Genomic DNA, 25,866 nt, shown 5'->3' with positions numbered 1-25,866 from the left:
CCCTGTCGCGGCGACCGTCCGCTAACGGGGTGTCTCAAGCAACCGGGAGGCGGAGGACAACCGTTTGCCGGACCAAGCCATGAAGGCTGCCATGGCGCCGACGCCGAGCAACGTCGGCAGGCTGCCAGCGAGGAGGCCGCCGGCTAGCGCCGCGAAGCCCCAAAGCAGGGCAAAACTCCAGCAGATCAGGCCGCGCATATAGTACGTGCCAGCTCTGGCCGCCGCAGCACCGGCGACGGCCGCGGATCGTGCCCCGGTGACGACTGCGCTCTCGCGTCCCCAGACTTCGGTCGGCTTGCGGATCATCAGGCTGCCCGCCCTGCCTTGAGCGCAGCCAGCCGCTGGGCGACGGCCGCGCTCTTCTGCAATGCGTCGATCTCCGCAACCCGGTGGATCGTCCCTGCTTCAGCCGGTGTGAAGCCGACGCCGCCCACACCCTTCATGGCGCGCTCGAACGCCTTCTCCGCAACGTCGAGCCGCTGACCGGGCGTGTGTTCACGACGCATGGAACCGGAGCCATTCCCCGCCTCGCCTTTGGAGACCTCGAAGGCGGCAAGCGCTTCCTCCATCTGCCCCTTGCGCGCCACCAGTGCCGCGAGGCCGGCCTCCAGTTCTGCCTCCTCAACCCGAACCTGCGCCTGCACATCATCGAGCGCCCTGGCTTGGGTCTCAAAGTCGATCTGCCGGGACAGGGCCGCCTCGGCGAGATCCTCTCGGCCCTCATCGACGGCGAAGGCGGCTTTACCACCCAGATCCTCGATGCGTTTCGCGAGCAGCTGTTGCTGGCGCGCTGCCTGCAGCCGACGCACCGTGATGCTTTCGAGTTCCGCCTTCGCCTGATCGATGGCCCGCTCCGCTTCACGGACGGCTTCGCGCATCACAGCCGGGCCACCTGCGGCTTCCAGCCTGTCGATCGCGTCCTCGACAGAGGCCGATAAAATCCGCGATATCCGTGAAAAGATGGATTCAGACATGGCTCACCTCAACAGCATCCATGAAGCAGGATCGCCTGTCGCCCATTGAATTTAAATTAATACCGAACAGTAATTATCGGTGAGATAAACAGTTTCTATACCCGGCGCCTCTATCCTGGCACGTGTGTTGGGGAGAGGCTTGCCCTTATGATTGATACCAGTCTCGTCCTGCTGGCCATCGCGCTGGCCGCCGCTCCGTTCTACATCGTCGTAGCGACACGGAACCGGCTCGTGGCGCTTGATCAGCGTTGCGAGACGGCTTTCGCCGACATCGATGCGCACCTCAAGCACCGGCAGAACCTGATCCCCGGGCTGGTCGAGACGGTCAGAGGCTATGCCAAGCACGAGCACGATGTCCTGCTCAGCGTCATCCAGGCCCGCACCGCCGCCCTCGCGGCGATCCAGCCCGAGGCACGCCTTGAGGCTGAGAAGAACCTAACACAGACCATCAATGCCCTGATCGGGGCGGCCGAGCGCTATCCCGAGTTGAAGGCATCGAGCCACTTCACGGCGCTGCGCGACGAGTTTGTCGCCGCCGAGAACCGCATCACGGCGTCGCGCCGCTTCTACAACCTCTCTGTCGGCGAGTATGGGGCGACGCTGCGTCAGTTCCCCGGCAGCCTCATCGCGCGGCTCTGGAAGATGCAGCTGCGCAAGCCATTCGACCTTGGCATCGAGCGCGTCCTCATCGACGAACCTGTCGCCTTCAAGTTCTGACTTGCCTGCGAGATCCATATGCTGCGCGTCAACGGCCTGTTCGGCTGGATCGCCGCGAATGACCGGCGTTCGCTGGTCCTGTTCGCCGGCTTTCTCGCCGCTTTCCATGTTGGAGCCGTACTAGCGCTCTACTTGCCGCTTGCCGCCCTCGATCCAGAGCATGCGCCGGTCTTCACCTGGGTCGGCTACGCGAGCCGCTACCTGGTTCTGGTGACGCTCGCCGGCATCATCCTGTTCGTTGCGCTACTGCTCTGGCACGTTCACGCAGTGCGCAGGGTCATGGCGTTCACGTTCGTCGACGAGCAGGACGAGCCGCGCCTGTGCCGCATCGTCGAACCGCTGGCGCTCAGTATGGGATTGCCGGTACCTTATGTCGGCGTGATCCGTTCAAGTGCGCTGAATGCGTTCGCCTGCGGCATCCGACGCAAGGACGCGGTCGTCGTGGTGACCCGTGGGCTCATCGATGGTCTCGACGACGACGAACTGGCGGGAGTGGTCGCGCACGAACTCGCGCACATCCGCAATGGCGACATCCGCCTGATGGCGGCCGCCAACGTGTGCCTGCGCCTGCTCGATCTGTTGATTACGCCGCGGATGAAGGAAACCACTCCGCTTAAGGAACTCGTGGGTCTCCCGATCCTGACGTTGTGGTTTCCGCCGATCCTCGTGTTCGTGCTGATCGTCAGCTTCGTCGCCCAGTCGGCGCTGAAGGCGGGCCGGCTCGTTCGGCTTCTGATCTCCTCATCCCGGGAGTTTATCGCCGACGCAGTCGCCGTGGAGGCTACGCAAAACCCGGCCGCCCTCATCTCGGCCTTGCGGAAGGTGCACGGCCACAGCGCGATTGCTGGGCTTCCGTCCGGTCAAGACGCGATGATGATCGACGGCGCGGCCGAGGGCGGACTGGCGACACACCCGAGGATGGATGAGCGCGTGAATGCGATCATCGCGATGACCGGGTCGATGGCACTCATTGCACCTGCGCGGCGCGACACGCGCCCGGATGCACTGCGCCGACCGGCCGACCATCTGTGCGACGCATTTGTCAGCCCCGGCCGGCGCGAGGCGTTCCGAGCGATGAGCGCCCTCCGTCGCGTTGCCACCGACGACACAAGGAATTGGCTCGGCCTGACCCGCAACATGAGCTACGGCGTCATCTTGGCGGTGGCAGCAATCCTGTGTTGCAACGCCAAGCGCCTCGACCGCCCAGCCGTATTGATCGAGATCTTCGATCCGCAGCCCTTCAACGTGTTCCTCGCGGCTGCAGCCAAGGGTATGGCCTGCAATATTGGGGCGATCGCCTCAATGGCTAACGTTCCACATCTGGCTCGAAAGTGCGATCCGAAAGAGTTGAGCGCGTTCCTCTCCGTACAAAGCGAGCATGCTGGGCCGTTTGGCGCGATGTTGACTATGATGGCCGACGCACCGGATGGCACCTTTGCATCGACTAAGATCATTCGGAACAAAGAAGTTGGTCGTTAACTCATCCAGCACGGTCGAGCGCACGACCAGCCAAACAGCACGATCTGTTTGCAGGTCCGGTTTGGTTGCGTCGGTCCTCGTAAGCGGACAGGCAGGAAACCACCCGGAGCGGTCATTCAGCTGTTTCGACCGTTATGTACAAAAAACGAACGTTTTCCCGACGATCACTGACCACGCATGCTCGGTCGACCAAAACGATTGCAACCGCGTCGGAGAACCGTGTCGGCTATTCAAACGTCGGCAAAACGCGCGTCACAGACGCCTGTAGCAAGAATGCTGCGATGTCCGGTTTAGCGCCTCGCGGTGCCGAAATCAGCCAGTCGGCTTTCGTGAAGAGTTTCGGGCGCCGGCAGGCGTACGAAAGTCTCCGAGGAACGAACCCGCGGAGACCGAGGCAGTCGGCTATGGGGATTGAGCGATCCGGCCTGATGGCGCGGGCGAGCGCGATGGCCGGCGAGGGGCTCGGCGGAGATGGCGGGGTGATCCGCCGGGACAGGCCGACGGCCAGCACGGGGTGGTCGGAGCGATGGCCGGCGGGTCTCGGTCTGGATCGGGCGGCCGGAAGTGCGGGTCGAGGCGGTCGGGGCGCAACGCTCCTCCGGCCGCGGCTCGAAGGCCGGCGGCATGATGGTGGCTGACGACGTGCCGGGTCACGGTGCTCTCATCCCGGTCAGGGCGGACGCGGTCGGCGGACCGCGCGGTTGCAGGAAGCGGCCGAAGGTCTCGACGACCGTCATGCGGCCGCCGCAGCACCGGCAGGGTGAGCGCCAGTCGGGCGGCGCCGTGGGCTCGGGCGGGATGACCGGCGGCGGGACGGCGAGCAGCGCTCGGATACGGGTGAGGTTGGCCCGGCGGCCGGCGCTGGCGAGCAGACCGTAGTGGCGGATGCGGTGGAAGCCCTTGGGTAGGACGTGCAGCAGGAAGCGCCGGATAAACTCGTGCGGGCCCAGCGTCAGGGTGCCGTAGCGCTCAGGCCCGTCGCGACGGTAGTCCTTGATGCGGAAGGTGACGCCGGCCTCATCGAAGCTCATCAGCCGGCTGTTCGAGATCGCCACACGGTGGGTGTAGCGCGACAGGTAGGCCAGCACCGCCGCGGGACCGGCGAACGGGGCTTTGGCGTAGACGACCCAGCGCTTCGTCCGGGCCGGGGACAGATGGCGCAGGAAGGCGCGGCGCTCGGCCAGGGGCGCTAGGCCGCCAAAGAAGACGAGCCGTCCGGCCGCGTGCAGCGCGCTCAGCCCGACCAGGAACAGGCGGCGGAACAGCTTGCCCAGCACCCGCACCGGCAGGAGGAAGGCCGGCCGCGACGACACCCACCGTGCACCATCAGGCGAGAGGCCGCCGCCGGGCACGATCATGTGGACGTGGGGATGATGCGTCAGCGCCGAGCCCCAGGTGTGCAGCACGGCGGTCAGGCCGATGCGGGCGCCGAGGTGCCTGGGATCGGCAGCGATGGTCAGCATCGTCTCCGACGCCGCGCGGAACAGCAGGTCGTAGACGGCGGCCTTGTTCTGGAGGGCGATGTCGGCGACCTGCGTCGGCAGGGTGAACACGACGTGGAAGTAGCCCACCGGCAGCAGGTCGGCCTCGCGCTCGGCCAGCCATGTGCGGGCCGCCGCCCCTTGGCATTTGGGGCAGTGCCGGTTGCGGCAGGAGTTGTAGGCGATCCGCCGGTGGCCGCAGTCGCCGCAGCCCTCGACGTGGCCGCCGAGCGCGGCGGTGCGGCAGTGCTCGATCGCCGCCATGACCTTGAGCTGCCGCAGGCTCAGGTGGCCGGCCTGGGCCGCCCGGTAGGCCGGCCCAGCAGCGCGGAAGACGTCGGCGACCTCGATCGCGGCGCGCACCGTCTCAGCCGGGCGCGATCTCTCCCGTCTTGAACAGACCCAGCTTGTCCAGCGGACTGGTCACGGTGCGTACCGTGCGGGTGGCGACCTTGGTGTAGAACGCCGTGTTCTCCAGCTTGGCGTGCCCGAGCAAGACCTGGATCACCCGGATGTCGATGCCGTCCTCCAAGAGGTGGGTGGCGAAGCTGTGGCGCAGGGTGTGCGGGCCGACCCGCTTGGCGATATCGGCCGCCCGGGCCGCCTCGACCACGATGCGGTGGAGGTGGCGGGTGCTGATCGGCTTCATCGGATGCTGGCCCGGGAACAGCCAGCCGTCACGCTGCATGACGCCCTGCTGGCGTCCGACCTTCCACCACTGGCGCAGCAGGGTGAGCAGGTCCGCCGGGAGCAGCGCGTTGCGGTATCGTCCGCCCTTGCCGCGCTCGACCCGGATGAGCATGCGCGCGCTGTCGATGTCGATGACTTTGAGCGCTGCGACCTCGGCCACGCGCAGGCCGGCGCCATAGGCCACCGACAGAGCAGCCTGATGCTTGAGGCAGGTGGTGGCGTCGAGCAGCCGGGTGACCTCGTCGCGGCTGAGCACCACCGGCAGCGTGCGCGGATAGGCGAGCCGGACGAGCTGGCGCGCGAGGTCGGGCCGGTCGAGGGTGTGGGTGAAGAAGAAGCGCAATGCCGAGACGATGGCGTTGAGGGTCGGCACCGGCACGCCGGCCTCGCGCTGCTCGACCTGGAAGCGGCGCAGGTCCTGCGCGGTGGCCGTGTCGGGCCGGCGCCCGAGGAAGGTGGCGAGGCGGCCGACGTCGCGGATGTAGTTGCGCTGGGTCTCGTGCGAGAACCGGCGCAGGCTCATGTCGTCGATCAGGCGCTGGCGCAGGGGGCTGACCGCGCTGGCGGGGAGAAGATCGTGCATCGTGGGGCTCCTCGGATGAAGGAGCCTCGATGCTCGACCCGCCTCCGACGGGCCTCAAACGATGCGCGACGGTCCCGACCCTACCGCGCCCTCACCACACGCACCCTCCCGCGCAGCGGGTTCGTTCTTCGGCCAACTCCGGCCGTCTGCTTCGCGACCATCCCGGTCATTCAGCCATTCTTGCTTGTATCCTGGAAGCAGACGTCGAGGGGTGAGGCTTGGTCATTTAGCGAGGGGTATCCCTCACGAACGATAGCGCGCCGGATCGTCGAGCGGGCCGCGTCGATGGCCAGCGTGGCGGCGCCTAGCGTCCGCGCCTCGGTTGGCCTGTTTAGTGCGTGGCGCGCTATGCTGCCCGCGAGGTCTTCCACCTCACCGGCCATGTTCTCCAGGCGCTCGGGGTCGGTCTCGCGGCGTGCGTCGGACCGGAGCTCCAGCAGCCGCGCGGTGGCCACTTCGATCCTCTCCCGGCGGATGCGCCCGAGGCGCTGCCTCACCCAGGCCGCCGTCGAGCCCAGGCCGCCACCCAGGATGGCCACGAGGTAGATCCAGCTCTCGTAGCGCTCGATGAAGGTCTCCTGCTCGCGTTCGTAGTAGTCGATGGCGCCTGGGTGGATGGGCAAGCGGGCGCTGGTAGCGTCCGCCGTATCCTCATAATCCGGATGGCTGACGTCTTCCGCTGCCGGGACGGTCTCGGCTAGGGCCGCGCGCATCTCGAACAGGTGCTGCGTCACCTCCGCGGCGAGGCTGCGCGACAGGTCGGCCCGCGCCATCAGGCGGTAAGACGAGCCGACTGTCGCCACGTCCTCCGCCGGAAGGCGCGGATGGCCGCCGAACAGGGCGGCCGGCACTGTGACCGGCTGCACGCGCGGCCAGCGCGCCAGCACCGCGGCGGTGTCGGGTACGCCGAACAGTGCGACCTCGCCATCGGCGCTCGCCTCTCGAACCAGCCCGACAACCCGCCGCGCGGCCGAGGACGTAGGCGTCGTCAACAGCACCATCGCGTCGATACGGCCGTCCCCAAGCGCGGCCGCCACATCGGTCTCCTCTACCGGCACGAGGGCGACAGCCTTCTGCGGTAGGGGGCCGCCTGGAGCGCCGGTCAGAAGCTCCATTTCGTAATGGGCGACCAAGGTGCCGACCAGCGCCCTATCGGCGGTCCTGTTCGACAGCACGCCTAGTCGCCTGGCCGCCAAATCCGGGAAATCCTTGATACCGGATTGCGCGGGGGCGACAACGAACGCCGCCAGCCTTCGCAAGACGGCTAGGGTAAGGCCGTTCCCCGGCATCGAGACGTCCGGACGGACTACCGCGAGGTCGGCCTTCGGTCTTGAGCGCCTCTGCACTCTCGCGCACCCCGTCGAAAGCCGACACCGTCAGCCGGATGCCGAGCTTCCTGCGGGCGAGTTCGTCGGCGTAGGCCCGTAACAGGGCCGGCTCGGGGCCGCCTTTCGGGGCGACCGCGATGGTCAGCGCCGTAGGCCGCATCAGGTGGAGCGCGGCGGCGATCCCGAGGACGACAAGGAACGCCAGACCGAGAAGAAGCCATGCTTCCCGGCCAACCGGAAATGCCAACTTACGCACGCACGCTCCTCGCCCGCCGCGGCCCTGCCAGATAGTGTTGCCCAGGTGGGCGACGTGATGCCTGTTTTCGAGTGGGCGAGGAGTAGGCCGCCGAGCAATCGGCCGCTCCTGCTTGGACGCGTGCGAGCATGTGGGGGGCTGCCCGCTCAGCCGGTAATCTCGCCGTCGACGTTCGGCTGGGGCACCGTTTTCGCGTTTCAGGATGTCCAAAAAGGTACTCAGCGGCGATCCGGTTCAGCGCTATCGAGGACGCTTGGAAGCGCTTTCCCTCTCTCGGACCCCCGGCTCGCCGGCGCGGGCTTTTTCGCGTGCCTCATCAAGCCTCATCAAGCACGATGCTGGCTGCCAGGGTGGCTATCGATAGGTCCTCGCCCTCAGCGGTGGATGTGCGCACGTGGTAGCCGTCTCCCTCGGCTCCTGGACTCTTTGAAGCGCCTCGGTGGCTGTCTCGGCCTGATGGACGACGCTCGGCTTCTCGGTGTTGGCGAGGTTGGCGCCAGCGATGATGTAACCCATAGATCCTCCTGCTGGGCGCCCTGCATAGGCTGGCTAGATGGCGCTCGCGAGGCCGAGCCCCGCTCCATCGTAGCGGCGGACTACAGGCACACATGAGGGTATCTGGACTTGCCTCGAGAAAGTGGAGAGCTCTTTTCCTGAAGGAGGAGGGGTCCGATGGCAGACCGGAAGCAGACCTTTACCCCTGAGTTTCGTGCTGAGGCGGTGCGATTGGCCCAGACGAGCGGGCGGTCCCGCCGCGAGGTCGCCGCCGATCTCGGTGTCGGGCTCTCGACGCTGCGCAACTGGATCGACGGTCGACGCGAGCGGGAGATGGACAACCCACCGGCCGATCGGCAGGAGGACATGGCCGCCGAGCCAAGCGTCTGCGGCGCGAGAACGAGGTGCTGCGCCAGGAGCGGGAGATCCTGAAGCGGGCCACGGCTTTTTTCGCCAAGGAGGGAAGTCGATGAGGTTCCGCCTCATCGACGCGGCGAAGAAGGACTTCCCTGTCGCGCGCCTGTGCAAGGTTCTCGATGTCAGTCCGAGCGGCTACTTTGCCTGGAAGAGTCGTCCGGCCTCGACGCGGCAGCGCGAGGACCTCGTGCTGCTTGCCCACGTCCGATCCGCGTTCACGCTCTCGCACGAGACGTACGGCAGCCCGCGCATGACCCACGAGTTGCGTGAGCAGGGTTTGGCGGCAGGCAGAAGGCGCGTGGCCCGGCTGATGCGGGAGAACGGGCTCAAGGCTCGCCAGCCGCGCCGCTTCCGGCGCACGACGGACAGCGGCCACGCCTTCCCGATCGCGCCCAACCACCTCGACCAGGACTTCATGGCGGCCGGGCCGGATCGGAAGTGGGGAAGCGATATCTCCTACATCTGGACGCGGGAGGGTTGGCTGTACCTGGCGGTGGTCCTCGACTTGTACTCTCGGCGGGTCGTGGGCTGGGCGGCGAGCGACCGTCTCCACAAGGAACTCGCGCTGACCGCGCTGCGACGAGCCCTCGTCGTCCGGCAGCCTGGATCAGATCTGCTCCATCATTCCGACCGCGACAGTCAGTACTGTTCAAACGAGTATCAGGCAGAACTACGAGGACATGGCATCGTGATTTCGATGTCTGGCAAGGGAAATTGCTTCGACAACGCGATGGTCGAGACGTTCTTCAAGACGCTGAAGAGCGAGTTGGTCTGGCGCACCGCGTTCCAGACACGAGCCGATGACGTCCCCCCATCGCTTTGGTCCGGCGTGAGTGCGAGTTTTCCGGTTTTGTGAGACCCTGAGGGGAGGAGCAGAGCCGTGAAGAAGAGCAGGTTCACCGAGGAGCAGATCGCCTTCGCGCTGAAGCAGGCCGAGACCGGGACACCGGTCGCGGAGGTGCTGCGTCGGATGGGCATCTCCGAGCAGACGTTTTACCGCTGGAAGAAGCTCTACGGCGGCTTGGGCACAGGCGAGCCGAGGCGGCTGAAGCAGCTTGAGGACGAGAACCGCAAGCTCAAGCAACTCGTGGCCGATCTGAGCCTCGACAAGCACATCTTGCAGGACGTGCTCGCAAAAAGCTCTGACGCCTGCTCGGCGACGCGAACTCGTGCACCAGGTTCAGGAGGCGCACGGGGTGAGCGAGCGGCGCGGCTGCGCCGCGCTCGGCGTCGGCCGGTCGGGCGTCCGCTACCGCTCGACCAAGCCCGATCAGGCACCACTGCGGATGCGCATCTGCGATCTGGCCAAGAGCCGGGTGCGCTACGGCTACTTCAGGATCTACATCCTGCTGCGCCGGGAAGGTTGGCGGGTGAATCACAAAAGGGTCCACCGCCTCTACAGGGATGAGGGCCTTAGCCTGCGGCTCAAGCGGCCCCGCCGGCACGTCAGTGCGGCACACCGTGAGCGTCAGCCGGCCGCGCTCCGGCCGAACGAACGCTGGTCGATGGACTTCGTCTCCGACGCGCTGTTCGATGGCCGCCGGCTGCGGCTCTGACGGTCGTCGATGCGTTCACGCGCGAGGCCCTGGCGATTGAGGTCGACCAAGGCAACAAGGGCGAGCAGGTCGTGGCGGTCGTCGCCCGCTTGGCAATGCTGCGCGGAGCACCGTGCGCGATCCAGGTCGATAATGGGCCTGAGTTCGTCTCGAAAGCACTCGACCGCTGGGCCTACGAGAACGGCGTCACGTTGGACTTCTCGCGCCCTGGCAAGCCGACCGACAACGCGCTGGTCGAGTCGTTCAACGGCCGCCTGCGCGACGAGTGCCTGAACGCGAACTGGTTCTTGTCGTTGGCCGACGCCAGGAGCAAGATCGAGACGTGGCGGCGGCAGTACAACGAGAGCCGTCCTCACACCGCCCTGGGGTGGCTGACACCCCAGGAATTCGCCCTGGCGGCGGCCCTGCAGGCCGCCGAATGAGATCCGGAGGCTCACCTTTCGGCCGGACCAAAATCCGGGGGACCCTCACAAAACCGGAAAACTCGCACTCACGCCGGACCAAAGCGATGGGGGGACGTCGAGCTCGCGCGACTGATCCGCCAGTTGGCTGGCTGCGCCCACTCGGGCTTTGCCCCACACGTAGCCTCATACCAGCTGAGCGCGGAGGCGAGCCGTTGCACCAGCTCCCGAGCGAGCCCGCACAAGTGCCGACGCGGAGTGACAAACATCCACGAAGGAATGATGTTATGCTCCAAGCGAGGCACCTTCGCAGGTGGCTGCGATGCACCTGCGATCGAAGGAACCTGCGTGGTCGGGCGTTCCAAGAGTCATCTGACGAATATGACCGGCGCGGAATTCCGTTCGCGCCTCCGTGAGCTAGGGCGAACGGATGCAGCATTCGCGGAGGAGGTCGGCAGTTCAACTCGCAGCGTGAGCCGATGGGTCAGCGAAGGGCCACCGCCCGAAATCGCCTATCTCGTCGACCTCTTGCTGACTCTCGAGTTGCATATCGGCGCACCCATTTCGCCGGAAGGAGGTGCGGGAAAGGACGCTTTTGATATCGTGTTCGACGACATGCTTGCGCGCGCAGCTATAAGTGGCCGAAAATCCGAATTGATTGCGAGTATGCGCCGCTGGTTAGAGCACCAATATGTCAAGATGAGCAGAAGTACTACTGGTGAAAGTTAGCATCTCGCAGTCGTCGATCGCACGCGAACGCCCGCGACGTCTCGAGGTCAACGGGAAGACGGACGCACCGTCCAAGCTGGTAGCCGTCTTCCCCCAGCGGCTGGCCGCCGCACGTCGGTCCTTCAGTTGAGCTGAGAGTTGCTCAACCCGGTTGCAGCCGTTGAGGCGTCATTTCGGGCAAGCGGCGGGAGACTCATTCCTCGGCGGCGGGATCGCGGGCCGAGCGTCCTTGCTCCAGACGTGCTCGCGGAAGAAGTAGCTGTCATGGTCGCGATTGCCGACAGCCTACCTAAGCATGCCCGGAAGCTGATCGAGCAGCGGGAACGCAAGCGGCCACTCATACCCTGCGCCGGCACAATCAAGGCTGTCGCGAGGCCTTGCCATCAGCGATCACGCGCACCGTGGTGGCACACCCACCAAGTGATCGGCCATGAGCCTAACGATCGTCTCGGTTTCAGCTGCAAACTCCGTCATTTCGCAACCACTGGCCCCATTCTCCGGAGCGAGCCCGCTGGTTCCGTCGAGAGAAACCGCGCCGCCTTGCGAGCCGTACTCCTGAGAGGCTGAGGAGCCGCTTCCAAACGCAAGCGCGGGCTCAATAGATGGAGAGCTGGGCGGTCCATCGCCAAGGTCCAGGCTCGACTCCCACAGCGCGCCGCTTGCTTCGGTCTGGATCCGCCAGAAGATGGCCGAGAAGGCGCAGCGAAAAATTCTGCGGGCTCCCACTCCGATTTGCCCGTTGCGCCTCCGATAGCACCGATCCCGAGCAGCGTGGACAAGTCGCTCATTACATCAGACGGCTCAAGCGGTTACAGTAACAACCGGTGACGGGCATCCCCATGATTCACAGATCCGCCAGAAGCGTTCATTTGGTGGTGCGCCATTTTGTCTATACTGTATCCATGCTGGTATTTCGGGGCCGATCGGAGGCAATGCCGCCGGATGTCGGATGTTAATGATGGCAGCTGGCTCGCGATGATTGCCGCCGCGATGAGTTAATGTCTCGCCGATCCGTGCGTTGCCGGTGCGAGCTGAGCAGGCATGGAGGCAATCAAGATGGACCCAATCTCCCCAGCTGAACTAAGGAACGAATTTGGACGGAAAGCGAGTCGTCACAGTTTTGTATCGATAAAAAACATGCGGCCGATCAGATATAATCAGCGCTGGCACCGTGATGCCCTTGTCCAACTATCCCTTGATCCGTCTGTGATAGCATTCGAAGCCGAGTCCGAGCCGCTCCCCCACGAAGTGCTGAACTTGATCGTTACCATTTTGGGCGGGCAGATGCGTGTTTCCCTCGTTCGGGACCACACCAACAGCACTGACTCAAACCAAGCGAAAGACCAGATAAGAATCAGCAGATCGACGATTCTGCGGGAGCCAAGAGCGAGTAATGCAAGAGCAATATGGGCCACTCGAAAGAGCATCGTATCTATCGGAGACAGAGTGAGAATTTTAGGAAAGCTAGATGCTGCGCCGAATGGCCTCAAGTTGGCGGAGTTGCTCGCATGCATCTCGACGTCACGAGTCGACCCAGTCGATGCAATCCTTGCTCTTGTATGCCAGGGCTTGGTCACTCTCGATATCGAGAAGCCAATCGCACCAAGCACAACCGTCCGACGTTCCTTGAATCCAAGATCGGACTGTGGACCCAAGACAGCTTTGAAGTCCTAGCTCGCGTCCTTGAGTACGGATAATCAGCTGATTGTTCCGGAGCGGGGCCGATCCGAATGTGTCCGGAGCTTTTGGAGGGCAGCGGAGATCAATCGTCCATGTCCATCCAAGCCACTTGCCACCGCTGTCCAATGCTCTACAAAATGCCGAGGATTGCTCTTCGTCTCCGCCTGAGGGAGCGAACCCAGATGTCGAAACGACGTCGAGAGATTGAGCAGCTTGAGGCTGAAATCGCTGCCATGGAGCAGCAGGTTCAGCAGATCGCTTCTAAGCGAGCAGTCGCAGTACTGCGTATGAGAACGCTCGAAGCCATGGAATTTTTCGAGACCGCGGCCGTTCCACATCAGGAGCGACAAGGGCATTTACCTCTCATACCCATCAATGGCGACATGCGAGGTGGTCCTTCTGAGCAGCGAAGTCGGCCGATAAAGGGAAAAAATACTACGACTGCACCCACTGACAAGAAGCGGTTGGTTGATAGAGACAAGCTGGCTGAATTGACGCGCCAACTGTGTCCAGCGCGTCAAAAAGCCGTGCTTCTGGTCGTCGAGATGATCGAAGCAGCGTATCCTTCAAGCGTCACATCTGCGGAGATCAATTCTCGATTCGCTGAAGATGGGACCGTCTCGATATCCGTGCTTGCGAAGTGCAAGACGGCTCTCCATCGGTCTCAGCTCGTGTCATTTAGTCGGGTAGATCAGAGGTGGTCCATCAAAGGAGCGCCAACTGACTCCGAGTCGCCAGGTTTGGCAATCGTGCCAGCATGACTGTGCAGCGGAGGAAGCATGAATTCACCGGCTTACAGCGGGAGGCCGCCGGAAAGGTGGTGCGCAATAGCGCAAAGCGAAGGCGCGGCCTTTTGGGCCGCGCCTTCCAGGTGCGAATCTCAGGCTAGCAACCAGCTTCGCACCTCCAGACACTTTCGATTCGTCTGTTTCGAAGCCCCTGTGGCAAGCAGGGACTTCGACCGACACTCTGCAGGTACCATGCCGCTGTAGCAAGCAGAGGCACGGGCCGAGCGCTGAGACTTTGGCATTTTTGACGTCAAAGGCAAGCCTCTCCCCTGTGGGATCGGTCGGTACTGGGCGGTCGACGGCTTTCAGCACGCGCCCCTGTGTTCCGCGGGCAAACAGCTCAGCAGGTTGGAAGGCCCGTCCATCCGGCTCCCAACCTTGGATATCGAGCGCGGCGAAGTGGGTGCCGGACCGGCCCCCGCCAAGAGGTGTCATCGACTCCCTCATGCATCGAGCTCGCGTCGTGTTGGTCCGTAGCCGTTCCTCAAGCCGTTCCGGGGCGCGGGCAATAACGGCAGCAGGCACAGCACGGCGAGCAGATGGCGCGCGGCTGAGTGTGGATTGGCAGCAGTAGACGAAAAATTTTCCCTGTAGAAATAAGCATATTTATCGGGCCAAGCGACTGAACTGCCGATCGCAGAAGGAGAGGTTTAGTTTATCGGAGGAGATGTCATGTTTCAACCTCGTGTATTTAGGAGCGCTGACAAAAGAATACTGCATAAATCTGGACCCGAAAAAGTCTGGAAAGCCTTGGTCCGGGCGTAGAGGTATTCAGATATCCAACTGGCGAACCCGTACGGCGGATCATCACTCAAGGTGGCTCAAGGAAAGTTGGCGGGTTCTACTCGTGGAAGATGATGAACCACACCGTCTTCGAGTCTGTGACCGAAGAGCGTTGCAGCATGCTGATGGACGTTCACTCCGCCGTTGACGCATTCTACGCCCAGCCTGAAACCATCCGCGTTACGGGTACCGAAGGCAATTCCTTCGAGTACACTCCGGACTTTCTAAGCATTTTAGGTGGAACAAGGTTCCGACTTGAGAATAAGCGTGCTTGTGATCTGTGGCCACCGAAACCGGCCGACCGCTACGACGAGTCGGGCATCCGGAAATGGGAGAAAGCCGCACTTGTGCGCGCTCGCCTCCGTGCCGTGCGGCAAGCCTACACACGCTGCGGCCTACAATGGAAATTGGTCTTAGACCTTCATATCGCCAACATGGCTGCACCGGAGGTAGTGGACGAACTGGTCTCACATGGCGGACGTCCGATTAGTGAGGGGGATTGGCGCCGCCTCCGGGAACATATTATCGCAGCCGAAAACGCCACGACGCTGGATGCCGCGTCCGCTGTTCTGCGTGAAGCAGAGGACCCGCGGGGGACGGTTCTGGCGCGTGTAAGTGAGGGCCTCCTCGGGATCGATCTCCACGAAATCCCTAGAGACGAGAGCCTTGTCTTCCTCACCGGCAGACGGAGGGACGAGGTATGACGGACGTCATGGAAGCGGACCTGAGCAGCGAAGACTCAATCGAGCCGGTCACCATAGATCATATTGTACCTGACGATCTTGAGGTCGGGGCTTTCATTATCTACGAAGGAAGGCCGTTTAGTTTCCTTCATAAAGATGAAGGGTGTGCGCCACTTATTTTCAAATCCGAAACCGGCCCTCCTCGGCTGATTGAGCTGCTGCCGACCGAATATATTCACAAAATTGCGCTCGGCGAAATAAAAAGGCCTGGTAGAAAAAACATCGCCGGACTAAATGCAGAGCCTGAGTCGTATAGGCATGACGAGAAATTTGAGGCGCTTCCTAAAAAAGCGCGAGAAGTTGCAGGATTGAAGGATTTATATGTCGAAGAGTTTGCGCGCAGGATCCGAGACGCCGAAGAACGAGGTGAGAGGTTCGCGCGAAACGAAACGAATGCATTGATTGTTCGCGAAATCGTAGATGCTGCTCTACCAAAGGACGTTCATCCACCGGCCATGCGATCGGCCCGCAGCATTTTGCGTTGGTTGCAGAGATCGGAGCTTAAGAAGGGCTCTCCGATGGCGAACGTCCACGGCAACTACCAACGTCCATACAACCGTAAAATATCCCAACGTGTGCTGGACCTTATTGCCACGATCATTCGTGAACAAGCCGACACTCTACCTCATGCCTTGCGGCCAGGTATTATCCGCGGTCAAGTAAACACCAAAATTAAAGAAATAAATTTGGAGGAGAGTCTCCAAATACCGCCAGTAAGAACAACAACTGTGACTTCAGAGTTCAATCGTTACGACGGATGGATACGGCTTGCAGCTACAAAGGGTAAACATGCGGCGGACTTGGAATTCGGTGCCGTCGGAAAACTCGTCCGGCCAACACGTATCAATCAGCATTGGGAGCTTGACCATCACTCGATCGACCTCATCCCCATTTTAGGAAGCACAGAACTCGGGCAAATGTTGTCAAAATCGGCGTTAGGCAGATTGGACATAACTTTAGCGATAGACGTTTACTCGGGCTATCCCGTTGGATTCTACCCGTCTTTCGAAGGTACTGGTCTGCTGCCTTCTTTGATGTGCATTGCTCATGGCGTTCAGGAAAAGACCTACGTGGCTCAACGCTTCCCGCATATCAGCGGCTCACTGCTCGCACATGGCAAGCCTACCAAGGTCCGGTTCGATCGCGCACGGGAGTACGTCGGCAGACAGATGGCGAGATCTCTCCGCAGAGTTGGAATTGGCTTCGAGCTGGCGCGACCCAGATTTCCAGACGATAAACCATACATTGAACGATTTTTTGGAACGCTCGAGAATGATTTCGTCTCTTGGCTTAAAGGAAGAACCGGATCAAGCCCTCGTGACAGGGGTGCTGCAAACCCCGCGAAGGAGGCGGCTATTGAACTAGATGATTTCGTTGCGCTTCTGCACGAATATTTTATCACTGTTTACGCTCGCAGACCCCAAAGAGGTCTTGATTGGGAAACCCCGGAGCAACGCTGGCTGCGAGGTCTGCGAAACTATAAGCCTAGGCTTCTGACTCCTGATGAACAAGCTCGCGTAGACGTTCTTGCCTCCATTGAGGTAAAGGTGAACGCTGGCCGGGAGGGGATACAGTGGCGCAACAAGCATTATCAATCCCCGGAGCTTCAGAGCATCCGCCGTACGTCGGGTAATTTCGGAGTTCGCAAAAACTCTATGACTCCGCTGATTGGCAGAATTTCACTACGAGACGTCGGCGTTATATTCGTGTCCGTTCCTAATACTGATACTCCCTCAGAGATTGCTGTTCCCTGTACCGCAGCGGCAGCACACGGCAGGACTGTTTGGCAGGACGAAGTTGTACAGGCGCTTCTTCGCCAGAAGAAAAAGAATCCGCAATCGAAGATCGACTATGAGGATGGATTTTCGGCGCTGTTCCGCCGGTCGATTGGATGCATGGGCATCAAAACCGACAAAGCCTCGAAGCTTGGTTCATCTCGCGGTGCAGTTACCGCTGCACGATTTACCGGCGTGATGGTCGACGGCGTATGTAAACATGCTTTGACGCGTCTGGTTCGTGACGGCACTGCGCTTGATCTGTTCGGCCAATTGGCGGCGCAAGATAAAAGCCAGGCGGTCTGCGAAGAAAATATAAATGCAATAAATACGGATGATGAGGACATCGTCGATATCTACGATGACATGCCTGCCGATGAAATAGATATGAGCGATCTCCTCGGTGAGGAGGATTGAGGTGGCAATATTCCCTCACGAGCTTCCGCACAAGAAGCGGCTGGATTACATAGACAGGATCTTTATACGGCATGATGCGATCAAGATCGCCGCACAGGCTCTCCAGCACCTCACGTTCGCTCCGAATCGGCGCAGGGAAGGATCCGTAGGATATATACGCGGATATTCACGTTGCGGCAAAAGCGAAATTCTAAAACGTCACATCGAAGAACTTACTGGCACACAGGTCGGAAAGGGGCTTCAGCGGCTCATCGAAGGCAACGGCCATTTGATCGTTTACCTCGAGCTTTCTGCCGGGGAAACACCGCTAGGTGTTGCGACCCGATGGTTGCGCCTCTTCGAGGATTTGCGTGTGAGCGCACGGGGCCGCAGGTATGAGCCGCCCCTACGTGAGCGTGACGCGATTCAGCGCGCTATAGATATTTCCAATGACAACAACGTCACGCTTGTCGCGCTCGACGAGTACCAGAATTTGTTCAGAAGTGGATCTTCTGCGGCAGTCGATGCAGCCAGAAGTATGCTCATAACCATGCAGAATGCAGCAACGTTTCCGATCGCAATCACCGGTTCTCCGCTCCTAGAGGAATTGTTCTCGCGACATGAGGCAGTTAAGGAACGTGCGGGTCCAAGAGTACTCTTAAAGCCGCTGCCGTTCCGTGCGCGGAAAGAACAAATTGCGTTCGCTAGTGTAATTAAAAAATTTGAAGACAAGCTACCGTTCTTGCAGAAGCCGGGATTGTCGACGAAGGATTGGTTACAGTCGACATTTTTTGCAACGCGCGGCCGTCTTGGGCGGCTCACCCTGCTCACTCGCGCTGCGACTGATTTGGCATTCGCCGATTGCGCTGAGGGAACGATGCCTTCGACGTTGTCTATCAAGCATTTAAATCAAGCTTTCGATCTACTTCATGGCGACGATCCTACAATGAATGGCGTAAATCCTTGGGTCAAAGATTTCCAACTTCCCAATATTCCGCTGTCGGTCGAGGACGCAATGCGCATCAATTTGGACGATAGGAAGCGACGCAAAGGAAGGACGCTTTACGATGAGTGACGTGCCTCCTTCAGCGGCGCGGCTGCGTCGAACCGTACAAGCACAACCTGGGGAGGACCTAAGAAGTGTAGTCGTGCGCTACGCTCGGATAAAACGTATATCGGTCGAGATGCTTCTGCGTTTTGGCCTGCAGGTAGACGCGAATAGCTTAGCTTCTGTCCCGCTTCGCAGATACCAACTCGAGACGTTTGCGGACCTTGCGGGTCTCGAGCGCAAAAGCTTGCAAATGATGCATTTGCCGAAGGTAAGAACGGCTTTGAGCTTTTCGGTCAGGACGCTGGCTTGGACGTCATCGAGCCACATCGGCGGCGAGTGGCACCCGGCATGCTCAAATCGGATGGTATTCCCTGGATCAGGGCGCACTGGCAAGTCGCCTGCCTTCCATGCGATCCGGACACTGGGGAATGTTTTGTTCAAATCTGTCCTACATGTCAGAAGTCGCTTTCTTGGGTAGGAATCGAGAGTGTCTATCTGTGTCAAAACTGCGCTATCGATTTGCGTATGGTCGCGCCCCGGTACGCCTCAGAGAGGAAACAGGAGTTGGCCAAGCTAATGGTCGGCGTGCTGCGTCGCGACGCGAACGCCCTCACGCAGTTGCCGGCCATAATTGCGCATTCAACTGCCCGCGAGCAACTCGCCTTCTTCTCGGTTCTCGCCAGTCTATCCTTCATTGTCGCAGGCCGTATCTTGCCACATGGGGCATTTGCAACTTTCCGCGGCCTTGAGCTTGCGCTCGAATATCCCTCTTGTCTCGATGGCATAATCGCAGATATAGTCCGGTCTCATGAAGAATGTAGCATTAAATTGGGCTGGTTTGCGGCGTTCATGGAAGTACGTTGTCGAGTAAAATTGCTCCCTTCCGGAAAGCTTAAGCGATCGATGGAGAGGCGTATCTTTAGAATTATGGGAATTGACGAGAAAAACTACATGGTTGTTCGCAGGGTCAGGCCTGATTTTTCTTCGGAATCTTGGCGATCAATTTCCTTTAAATACCAGAGTTTCCTGAGAGGCGTCCCAGCCAATCGTGAACCGGAATCATTGCCCGTGGGCGTAATCGATATGCCGGGCCCATTTCAGTCTTGATTTTTTCAACAATTTCGAGTTCTGCGACTCTCCTGAGGCAGGACTCGGCTTCGTCTTTTCCTAATATCTCTCGTTCGATGTCGCGCATCGTCTTGTAATCATCCGAGATGAATTCCAGCAGGAGTCTCACTCCTGGGTGGTACAATGCCTTGAAAAACAGATCTTCCCGCGCAAGTTGAGAGATCATGTTGCATTGTGGACGGCCGGATGCGTCGTCGAAAATATTAAGCTTGCTCGTATTTTGATTTGAGGGTTCCGCGCGAGTGCTACGGCGGGGCGGCTGCGCGGGTGATGCCCTTTCCATGTCCCACTCCCTCGAAATCAGTCTCTCAACTGCTGCAACATCAGGTGCGGAGTCGTGATGTGAACAGGCTCGCCGCGCCGAATCCATATGTCCGAAATCTGGCTAGAGCGTGCGTAGCTACAGCTGTTTAACCGTTCTGCGCTCGGTGTCTATCGGTCGGTTCAATAAAGCTGGCTTTCACCCTGTCAATGAGGAGCTATCGTGCGGTCGATCCAGTGTCAGAATATTTGTTCGAACTGCTTTTTGGTGTCAATTCGCCGGCATTCGGTGACAGAATAAGAGTGTCGTCGGCGGTGAGATCGCTTGAGGAAACCAGATTATTTCGGTGCCAATTTATTCCGAGCCCGACACGGGCTTCGCACAGGCCGCCATCGTCGGCCGGTTCGAGGCCGGACCCGCCGCGATCCGGGTCGAGGCTTGAAGGGGGGCGATGCCACCTCGTGACGCGCTCGCCGCTCCGATGCTGCGCGACAAGGTGCACGGAGCGTCCTCGGCGTTCACGTCCTAGAGCCTGCTGCGCAAGGCGGGCAACGCGGCCTCGACACCGTGCCGAACCGGTGGTCGTCGCGGGCTTGATCGATCGGCCCGAGCGGGTGATAGAGGCCCTATGCGCGGGGGCCGTCGCGTTCACGGTCGGCACGGCAGTGTTGGATGGCGTCTTCCAGGCCCAATCGTCCGCGCTCGCCGACCAGTTCGAGGCCATCCGGGCTGCGCTCGCGGCCGCGTGGGGCTGCAACAAGAGCCCTCCACAGCAAGGAGCGACATCATGGACAAGGTCAACCTCGCGAAGGCGTTCAGCACGTTCTCGGACCACTGGAGCCCCAAGATCGCCGGCGACCTGGGCGACTTTCAGGTCAAGCTCGCCAAGTTTAGGGGTTCCTTTCACTGGCACCAGCACGACCAGGAGGACGAACTCTTCCTCGTCGTCGAGGGTCGGTTGCGAATGAGCTTCCGCGACCGGCCGGCGCTTGATCTCGATCCGGGCGAGTTCATCATCGTCCCTCACGGGACCGAGCACTTGCCGGAGGCGCTCACCGACGAGTGCCATGTCGTGCTGTTGGAGCCGAACACCACGCTGAACACCGGCAACGTCGAGAATGAGCACACCATTCGCGAGCTCGGCCGGGTCGCCTGATGGGGCACGACCCGCATTCGGTCGAGGATCTCTGGGCGCTGCTGCCGCAACTGCGTGCGGCGCGCTGGGGGACCTGGCGCATGCCTTCGACGTGGACATTCTCCACCGCTCGAGCTTCGCCCCGGCGCAGCGGACGGTGATCTACCACCAAGATCCCGGCGTGGGCAGCAAGAAACACGGCTTCCTTGCCGAGGAGTGGCGATTGCAGGGCCAGTGGGGCGCGCATGTCGACCCGCCAGCTCAGTTCGTGCGGGTCCCCCGCTTCCTGCATCGGATAGCGGTGCAGAGCTGGTCTTTCCGCTCGTCGTGTCGATCATCGGCGAGCACACGGTAACCGATCCGGATTACCGTGCGAGGCTTGAGGATGTCCGAGCCTGGGAAGGACACAACGGACCCATGCCGGCGGGCGCCTTCGTCGCGCCGCGGACCGACTGGTCGCGTCGCTGGCCCAGCCAGGAGGGCATGCTGAACCGGCATGTGGCCGGCATGTGCCACTTCCCGGCTGGAGCCGCGACGTTCCTGCCTACGTGCATGAGGAACGAGACATCACCGCTTCCGGGTATGACACCACCGATACCGACCCGGACGTGATCGTCAGCGGAGGCGCCGTGTTCTTGGAAGCCTACGCTCTCGGATTGCCCCGCCGGCAGGTCGAGCTCGACGGTCAATCTCGATCAGGTGCACATGTGCGGCTGTCTGCCGGTCGCGAGTTGGCCAAAGATGAAGCAGAGCGCGGGCTTTCCCGCACGGATTTTCGCCCTAATGCCGGCCGCCGGCGATAGCGACCTGCCAAATCGAGCCGGCCGGTCCGCGGAGGACGTGGGGCTGAGCCCCGCTCGGATCGGATGACGCTTTGGCTCGTCGGGCTGGAAGCACCGTGCGATCGGGAGGCCGGCTTGAAGCCACCCCGATTGATCTCGTATCGTTGCATATCGCGCTTCAGGTCAACGAGCTTGGAAGCATTCGGTGCGCCGCCGAGGTACTCGGATCGCCGGCGTCCGTAGTGAGCCGTCGAATTCGTGCGCTCGAGGACACGCTGCCGGTTTCGCTGTTCGATGGGTCGGCTCGTGGCGTAGAGCCGACGATCGCCGGGCATCGGCTGCGGAGTGCTGCACGGTCCATCATCGTCGATTCCGAACACACGGTTCGTTCCGCACTCGCCCTCGACATAGATCGAATGGGATCGCTTCGGGGAGCTGGTCGCAGCCATCGCCGCGGGACAAGCGTGTCAGCTTCTCGACGCGTACAGCCCGACTCATGCAAGTATCGACAACGACCATACGGACGGCCTACTTGGGTTCAGACTTGATCACGGTCCGCCAACTTCGCCAATGCTCGGCGAAGCGAGCCCGCATTTGCCTCGCCGAGACGAGCCAAACACTCCGCCTGCATGTGCTCCCACAGTGGAACGGTTTCGTCGAGACGGGCACGGCCCACCTCTGTTAGGTGAACGCGCCGGGCACGCCGATCGTCCGGATCGGGTTCGATCGTGATCAACCCACGCCGCTCGAGCAGCTTGATGTTGGCCGTGAGCGTGCTTTTATCGAGGGCAAGCTCATCGGCCAATTCACGCATCGTCGGTCCGTCAGCACAGGCGAGCACGGTGAGAAGTGTGAACTGCCAGTTCGAAAGACCGACGGCTCGGAACGCCGCGTCGAACTCGCGCCCGATCACGCGGGCGGCGCGCTGGACGGCGACGCAGATGCATGCCTGCTCGATGGCTGCAGCCGCGACGGGGGTCAGCTTGAAGGACGAGGGCACGTCGTGGTTCCAAACGGAAGCTGGTTCTAGGATATAGATCGAGCGAGCGCTCATGCGAGCCGCCGAGCCGGACCTCCAAGAAGTTTGATATCACATCATGTGCGCCGGCGCACGTGCCGCGGACGAAAATGGTTTTATATAAAACTTGTTCAACGAGCGGCGCCATTCGCCGCCTCGAATCAATCGCGGCAGAGACCCGCTCAGGCTCGACGGAGATCCAAGATGTTCATGCGCACGATGTCAGCGTTCACGGTCGCGTTTGCCTTGACCGCCACCACGCTGCCGGCCGCGGCCCAGCAGAGCCGCACCTTCACCGCCTGGGGCCACGAATTCGTCGCGCCGGAGATCGACCCCCGGGAGATCACGCCCGCCGCCCCGAACGGCGCGGGCCCTGCCCCGTTGCGCAGCAACGGTCGGACCACCGCCTACACCGCCTCTTCCGGACAGCCTGCGACCACGGCATCGACGGCTCGGAACCCGACGCGAGCCATCGACGTCCGGGGCGCCCGCTTTGAAGTTCCGGCGCGGTGATGCGTCGTACCCTCTCCTGGACGGCGAAGGTGCATCTCGTCTCCGCCGGCACAACTTCGCAATAGAAAGCTCGATTCCCATGTCCAATCACTCTCTTGTTTCCGGCCGAAGCGGCGCCTTTGTCGAAGTCGGTCCGGCTTTGACTGCGATCGAGCGGTACGGGGATCACCTGACCCGAGCGGCGCTCTACGGTTCGCTCGCCGTCATCTACGCTTGGTTCGGGGGAATGAAGTTTACAGCCTATGAAGCGGAAGGACTGGTTCCGCTGGTCGGCAACAGCCCGCTGTTGAGCTGGTTCTACAGCATCTTCAGCGTGCGTGGCTTCTCGGCTTTCCTCGGCGTGCTCGAACTCAGCATCGGCGCCCTCGTCGCCGCGCGGCTCGTCAACCCCAAGCTCTCCGCGCTCGGCGGTCTCCTGTCGGCCGGCCTCTTCGTCACGACCCTGAGCTTTATGGCGTCGACGCCCGGTGTCGCCGCGCCGGGCTCGGCTTCCCCGCCATCTCGGTGTCGATCGGTCAGTTCCTCCTCAAGGATGTCGGCCTGCTCGCCATTTCGCTTTGGATTGCCGCCGACTCGCTCAAGGCGATCCGTCACCGTCGCGACTGATTTGTCGCCGGCCTCGGATACCGACCATTAATGAGGAGACCCACCATGCAACGCATCGCTTCCATCGACCCGGTCACGGCGACCGGTAGCGTCAAAGATCTGCTTGAGGGTGTGAGAACGCAGCTCGGTGTCGTACCGAACCTTCACAAGGTCCTCGCGCAGAGCTCGGCCGGCCTGGAAGGCGTGCTGGCCTTCTCCGGTGCTCTCGCACGGGGTACGCTCGATCCCGCGACGCGCGAGCGCATCGCGCTGGCCATTGCGAACGTCAACGGCTGCGACTACTGCAACGCCGCCCACACGGCGCTCGCCAAGCACCGCAAGCTGGATGAGGCGGAGATCGCGGCCAACCGCACAGGCCGCTCGACCGACGCCCGCGCGGATGTGGCGGTCAACTTCGCCCGCAAGATCGCGGTCACCCGCGCCGATGTCGCTGAGGACGACCTCGCGGCTTTGCGCAGGGTCGGTTACACGGACGCGCAGATCGTCGAGATCGTGCTTCATGTCGCGGTCAACGTGCTGACCAACTACGTCAACGAGGTGTTCAAGACCGAGGTCGACTTCCCGCATATCGGGCCTGCCACGCGCATCGCGGGCTGACGTCGAGCGGAGCCGGAGCCTCGGCACATGGGCTCTGGCTCCGTCGTGGGAGTGCGGATCACCGCCGTGGGGCGCATGGCTCCGTTTCGACGCACTCTCTTTAACCGGACCGTCATTCATTTCGGCGGAGAGCGCTCCAGCCCGACGCGCTGCGTTCTCCGATCGTATGACGAGGTCCAGCTAGTGCTCTGACGCCGACAAAGCGTACACAAGGCAGCGCCGTTTTCGCATCGATAGCAGCAAGTTAACGGACAGGCACGTGGTGCGTTCGTTGGCGTCTGTGCACTAGCGGCCGTTCCGGGCGATCCACGCCCCCGCCCAAGATCGCCGGAAGACCCCGTTATGATCCAGTTCACCGTCCATACTACCGACCTCTGCTCCGGAGCTTCGAAGGTGGTGCTCGCCGACGTCGAACAGGCGCTCGGCTTCGTGCCGCGTGCGCTGAACTATGGGCGCCCGGATCGGAGGGGGACTGCTCGTGAACACGCCGGCGATCATCGCCCTTTTGGCACAAGGCCGGGATAGCCAACCAGTCAAGCGGCCGAAGGGACGAGCAGAGTACACCGAATCCGTGGCGTTCCAGACGCGCAACGACGATGAGGCTTGGAAGCCTTGGGCCGAGCCGAACCGCGAGCACCATGACTTGACACTTCGGTTCTGCACATTCGACTGCGACATTTTGCAAGACGATAATTATCAATTTCATACTCAAAAATCACTAAGTAGCATTTACTTGGTGTGTCTAGATGAACACCCGCGGCTTCCGATCGGCGGATTTCGCACCCTGAATATCTACGTACCTGAACCGTCGCTTGGCGATATAGTCGAGTCCGGGGATTCAGTTTCGTCTGCTGCGCCAACAGGATCGATTGACCCCAGAGCCGTTCCTGACTGGCAACTTCGTCGCCTTGAAGTCGAGATGCTGGCTGAAATGCGCATGGCTCGACCTTTATCGCGTCTTCGCATCGATACGTTGGGACTGGAGGTTGCGGTCCATCTTCTTCGGCAGCACTCGTCCATGAACGGCGCAGTCCGTTGGGAATCCCTCGGTCCGCGCCGTAGCCGTTTCGATCCCGCCGTCGGAAGGGCGATCGAGTACATGGAATCGCGTTGGGCCGACGATATCAGGCTGGTGGACGTGGCTCGCGCGGCGCAGCTATCTCCACGCAAGCTCACGACTCTTGTTGCCAAGGCAACGGGTTTGCCTCCCCACCGTTGGCTCATGCGCCGTCGTATCGAACGCGCGTGCGAAATGCTGCTCGATCCGCGCCGCTCGATCACCGAGGTCGCCTTTGCGTGCGGATTCCACTCCTCGCAGCACTTCGCGACCAGGTTTCGCAAGCAGATTGGTTGTACGCCGAGTGCATATCGACGGGAGCGGCTCTCGTGAATTTTTCTGACACTCCACACCGAAGCGACGGCTGCAGCAGGATTCTCAATTTTTTCGGAGAGGACTTTGCATGCACGTCTGGATAAATTCCAGCAACGAGTATTGCATATTGC

Annotated in this window: 21 protein-coding genes and 3 pseudogenes; 17 read left to right on the top strand and 7 right to left on the bottom strand. The window is 61.5% G+C overall.

Annotation, left to right across the window (positions count from 1 at the left end):
- Nucleotides 1–21 precede the first annotated feature (21 nt).
- Nucleotides 22–306 carry a hypothetical protein gene (locus ACFQE0_RS08865; RefSeq protein ID WP_378968857.1) on the bottom strand — a complete coding sequence of 95 codons (285 nt, stop codon included), beginning with the start codon at nucleotides 304–306 and terminating at the stop codon, nucleotides 22–24.
- Nucleotides 306–974: a PspA/IM30 family protein gene (locus ACFQE0_RS08860; RefSeq protein ID WP_059410301.1), complete on the bottom strand. Its 669-nt coding sequence runs from the start codon at nucleotides 972–974 to the stop codon at nucleotides 306–308. Before ACFQE0_RS08860 ends, ACFQE0_RS08865 begins: the two co-directional genes overlap by 1 nt.
- Nucleotides 975–1,121: 147 nt before the next feature.
- Here ACFQE0_RS08860 and ACFQE0_RS08855 point away from each other — a divergent pair, with 147 nt between their 5' ends.
- A complete protein-coding gene (locus ACFQE0_RS08855) occupies nucleotides 1,122–1,691 on the top strand; it encodes a LemA family protein (protein WP_059410300.1) in 570 nt (189 codons plus the stop codon).
- Nucleotides 1,692–1,709: 18 nt separating this feature from the next.
- Nucleotides 1,710–3,170: a M48 family metalloprotease gene (locus tag ACFQE0_RS08850; RefSeq protein ID WP_059410299.1), complete on the top strand. Its 1,461-nt coding sequence runs from the start codon at nucleotides 1,710–1,712 to the stop codon at nucleotides 3,168–3,170.
- A 650-nt stretch (nucleotides 3,171–3,820) separates the two neighbouring features.
- Here ACFQE0_RS08850 and ACFQE0_RS08845 read toward each other — a convergent pair.
- The 3 genes and pseudogenes from ACFQE0_RS08845 to ACFQE0_RS08835 all read right to left on the bottom strand — a co-directional run bounded on the left by ACFQE0_RS08845 (nucleotide 3,821) and on the right by ACFQE0_RS08835 (nucleotide 7,508).
- The gene (locus ACFQE0_RS08845) at nucleotides 3,821–5,014 is read right to left on the bottom strand and encodes an IS91 family transposase (RefSeq protein WP_043388075.1); all 1,194 of its coding nucleotides are present in this window, start codon (nucleotides 5,012–5,014) and stop codon (nucleotides 3,821–3,823) included.
- Nucleotides 5,015–5,018: 4 nt separating this feature from the next.
- On the bottom strand, nucleotides 5,019–5,924 hold the full coding sequence (locus ACFQE0_RS08840; protein WP_179696864.1) for a tyrosine-type recombinase/integrase: 906 nt from the start codon (nucleotides 5,922–5,924) through the stop codon (nucleotides 5,019–5,021).
- Between the two features lie 170 nt (nucleotides 5,925–6,094).
- A pseudogene (locus tag ACFQE0_RS08835) lies at nucleotides 6,095–7,508 on the bottom strand (TAXI family TRAP transporter solute-binding subunit).
- A 672-nt stretch (nucleotides 7,509–8,180) separates the two neighbouring features.
- Between ACFQE0_RS08835 and ACFQE0_RS08830 the strand changes: the two are divergent.
- The 7 genes and pseudogenes from ACFQE0_RS08830 to ACFQE0_RS08790 form a co-directional block, all read left to right on the top strand.
- Nucleotides 8,181–9,222: pseudogene (locus ACFQE0_RS08830) on the top strand (IS3 family transposase); the annotation flags it as partial.
- 78 nt (nucleotides 9,223–9,300) lie between these two features.
- Nucleotides 9,301–10,398, top strand: a pseudogene (locus ACFQE0_RS27655) (IS3 family transposase).
- A gap of 237 nt (nucleotides 10,399–10,635) precedes the next feature.
- The gene (locus tag ACFQE0_RS08810) at nucleotides 10,636–11,106 is read left to right on the top strand and encodes a hypothetical protein (RefSeq protein ID WP_139239579.1); all 471 of its coding nucleotides are present in this window, start codon (nucleotides 10,636–10,638) and stop codon (nucleotides 11,104–11,106) included.
- 1,862 nt (nucleotides 11,107–12,968) lie between these two features.
- Complete coding sequence (locus tag ACFQE0_RS08805; protein WP_139239580.1) at nucleotides 12,969–13,547, top strand: ABC transporter C-terminal domain-containing protein; 579 nt, start codon at nucleotides 12,969–12,971, stop codon at nucleotides 13,545–13,547.
- A gap of 881 nt (nucleotides 13,548–14,428) precedes the next feature.
- The gene (locus tag ACFQE0_RS08800) at nucleotides 14,429–15,061 is read left to right on the top strand and encodes a hypothetical protein (RefSeq protein ID WP_378968849.1); all 633 of its coding nucleotides are present in this window, start codon (nucleotides 14,429–14,431) and stop codon (nucleotides 15,059–15,061) included.
- Entirely contained in the window at nucleotides 15,058–17,292 is a 2,235-nt protein-coding gene (locus ACFQE0_RS08795; RefSeq protein WP_081948797.1) for a DDE-type integrase/transposase/recombinase, read from the top strand. Before ACFQE0_RS08800 ends, ACFQE0_RS08795 begins: the two co-directional genes overlap by 4 nt.
- A 1-nt stretch (nucleotide 17,293) precedes the next feature.
- On the top strand, nucleotides 17,294–18,346 hold the full coding sequence (locus ACFQE0_RS08790; protein WP_179696867.1) for an AAA family ATPase: 1,053 nt from the start codon (nucleotides 17,294–17,296) through the stop codon (nucleotides 18,344–18,346).
- Between the two features lie 985 nt (nucleotides 18,347–19,331).
- Here ACFQE0_RS08790 and ACFQE0_RS08785 read toward each other — a convergent pair.
- Nucleotides 19,332–19,733, bottom strand: coding sequence for a hypothetical protein (locus ACFQE0_RS08785; protein WP_378968846.1), 402 nt, complete (start codon nucleotides 19,731–19,733; stop codon nucleotides 19,332–19,334).
- Nucleotides 19,734–20,499: 766 nt separating this feature from the next.
- Here ACFQE0_RS08785 and ACFQE0_RS08780 point away from each other — a divergent pair.
- The 4 genes from ACFQE0_RS08780 (at nucleotide 20,500) to ACFQE0_RS08765 (ending at nucleotide 22,177) form a co-directional block, all read left to right on the top strand.
- Nucleotides 20,500–20,868: a cupin domain-containing protein gene (locus tag ACFQE0_RS08780; RefSeq protein WP_059408428.1), complete on the top strand. Its 369-nt coding sequence runs from the start codon at nucleotides 20,500–20,502 to the stop codon at nucleotides 20,866–20,868.
- A gap of 91 nt (nucleotides 20,869–20,959) precedes the next feature.
- A complete protein-coding gene (locus tag ACFQE0_RS08775; RefSeq protein WP_378975737.1) occupies nucleotides 20,960–21,202 on the top strand; it encodes a hypothetical protein in 243 nt (80 codons plus the stop codon).
- Entirely contained in the window at nucleotides 21,175–21,459 is a 285-nt protein-coding gene (locus tag ACFQE0_RS08770; protein WP_179239982.1) for a cyclase family protein, read from the top strand. The genes ACFQE0_RS08775 and ACFQE0_RS08770 overlap by 28 nt, the downstream gene beginning before the upstream one ends.
- Before the next feature lie 286 nt (nucleotides 21,460–21,745).
- Complete coding sequence (locus ACFQE0_RS08765; protein WP_179239981.1) at nucleotides 21,746–22,177, top strand: LysR family transcriptional regulator; 432 nt, start codon at nucleotides 21,746–21,748, stop codon at nucleotides 22,175–22,177.
- Here the strand turns inward: ACFQE0_RS08765 and ACFQE0_RS08760 are convergent.
- Complete coding sequence (locus tag ACFQE0_RS08760; protein WP_081948528.1) at nucleotides 22,168–22,683, bottom strand: MarR family winged helix-turn-helix transcriptional regulator; 516 nt, start codon at nucleotides 22,681–22,683, stop codon at nucleotides 22,168–22,170. The two genes, ACFQE0_RS08765 and ACFQE0_RS08760, sit on opposite strands and share 10 nt — an antisense overlap.
- Before the next feature lie 168 nt (nucleotides 22,684–22,851).
- Between ACFQE0_RS08760 and ACFQE0_RS08755 the strand changes: the two genes are divergently transcribed.
- The 4 genes from ACFQE0_RS08755 (at nucleotide 22,852) to ACFQE0_RS08740 (ending at nucleotide 25,753) form a co-directional block, all read left to right on the top strand.
- Nucleotides 22,852–23,160 (top strand): hypothetical protein, encoded by a 309-nt coding sequence (locus tag ACFQE0_RS08755; RefSeq protein ID WP_043378310.1) that lies wholly within the window; start codon nucleotides 22,852–22,854, stop codon nucleotides 23,158–23,160.
- Between the two features lie 79 nt (nucleotides 23,161–23,239).
- Nucleotides 23,240–23,797, top strand: coding sequence for a YkgB family protein (locus ACFQE0_RS08750; RefSeq protein ID WP_465264065.1), 558 nt, complete (start codon nucleotides 23,240–23,242; stop codon nucleotides 23,795–23,797).
- A 14-nt stretch (nucleotides 23,798–23,811) separates the two neighbouring features.
- Complete coding sequence (locus ACFQE0_RS08745) at nucleotides 23,812–24,363, top strand: carboxymuconolactone decarboxylase family protein (protein ID WP_043378316.1); 552 nt, start codon at nucleotides 23,812–23,814, stop codon at nucleotides 24,361–24,363.
- A 478-nt stretch (nucleotides 24,364–24,841) separates the two neighbouring features.
- Nucleotides 24,842–25,753: a helix-turn-helix domain-containing protein gene (locus ACFQE0_RS08740; protein ID WP_139239449.1), complete on the top strand. Its 912-nt coding sequence runs from the start codon at nucleotides 24,842–24,844 to the stop codon at nucleotides 25,751–25,753.
- Nucleotides 25,754–25,866: the final 113 nt, after the last annotated feature.

Source organism: Methylobacterium komagatae, from assembly GCF_042661665.1.
Classification (GTDB): domain Bacteria; phylum Pseudomonadota; class Alphaproteobacteria; order Rhizobiales; family Beijerinckiaceae; genus Methylobacterium; species Methylobacterium komagatae.
Note: the sequence above shows the minus strand (reverse complement) of the source record. Positions and strands in the feature narration are given on the sequence as shown.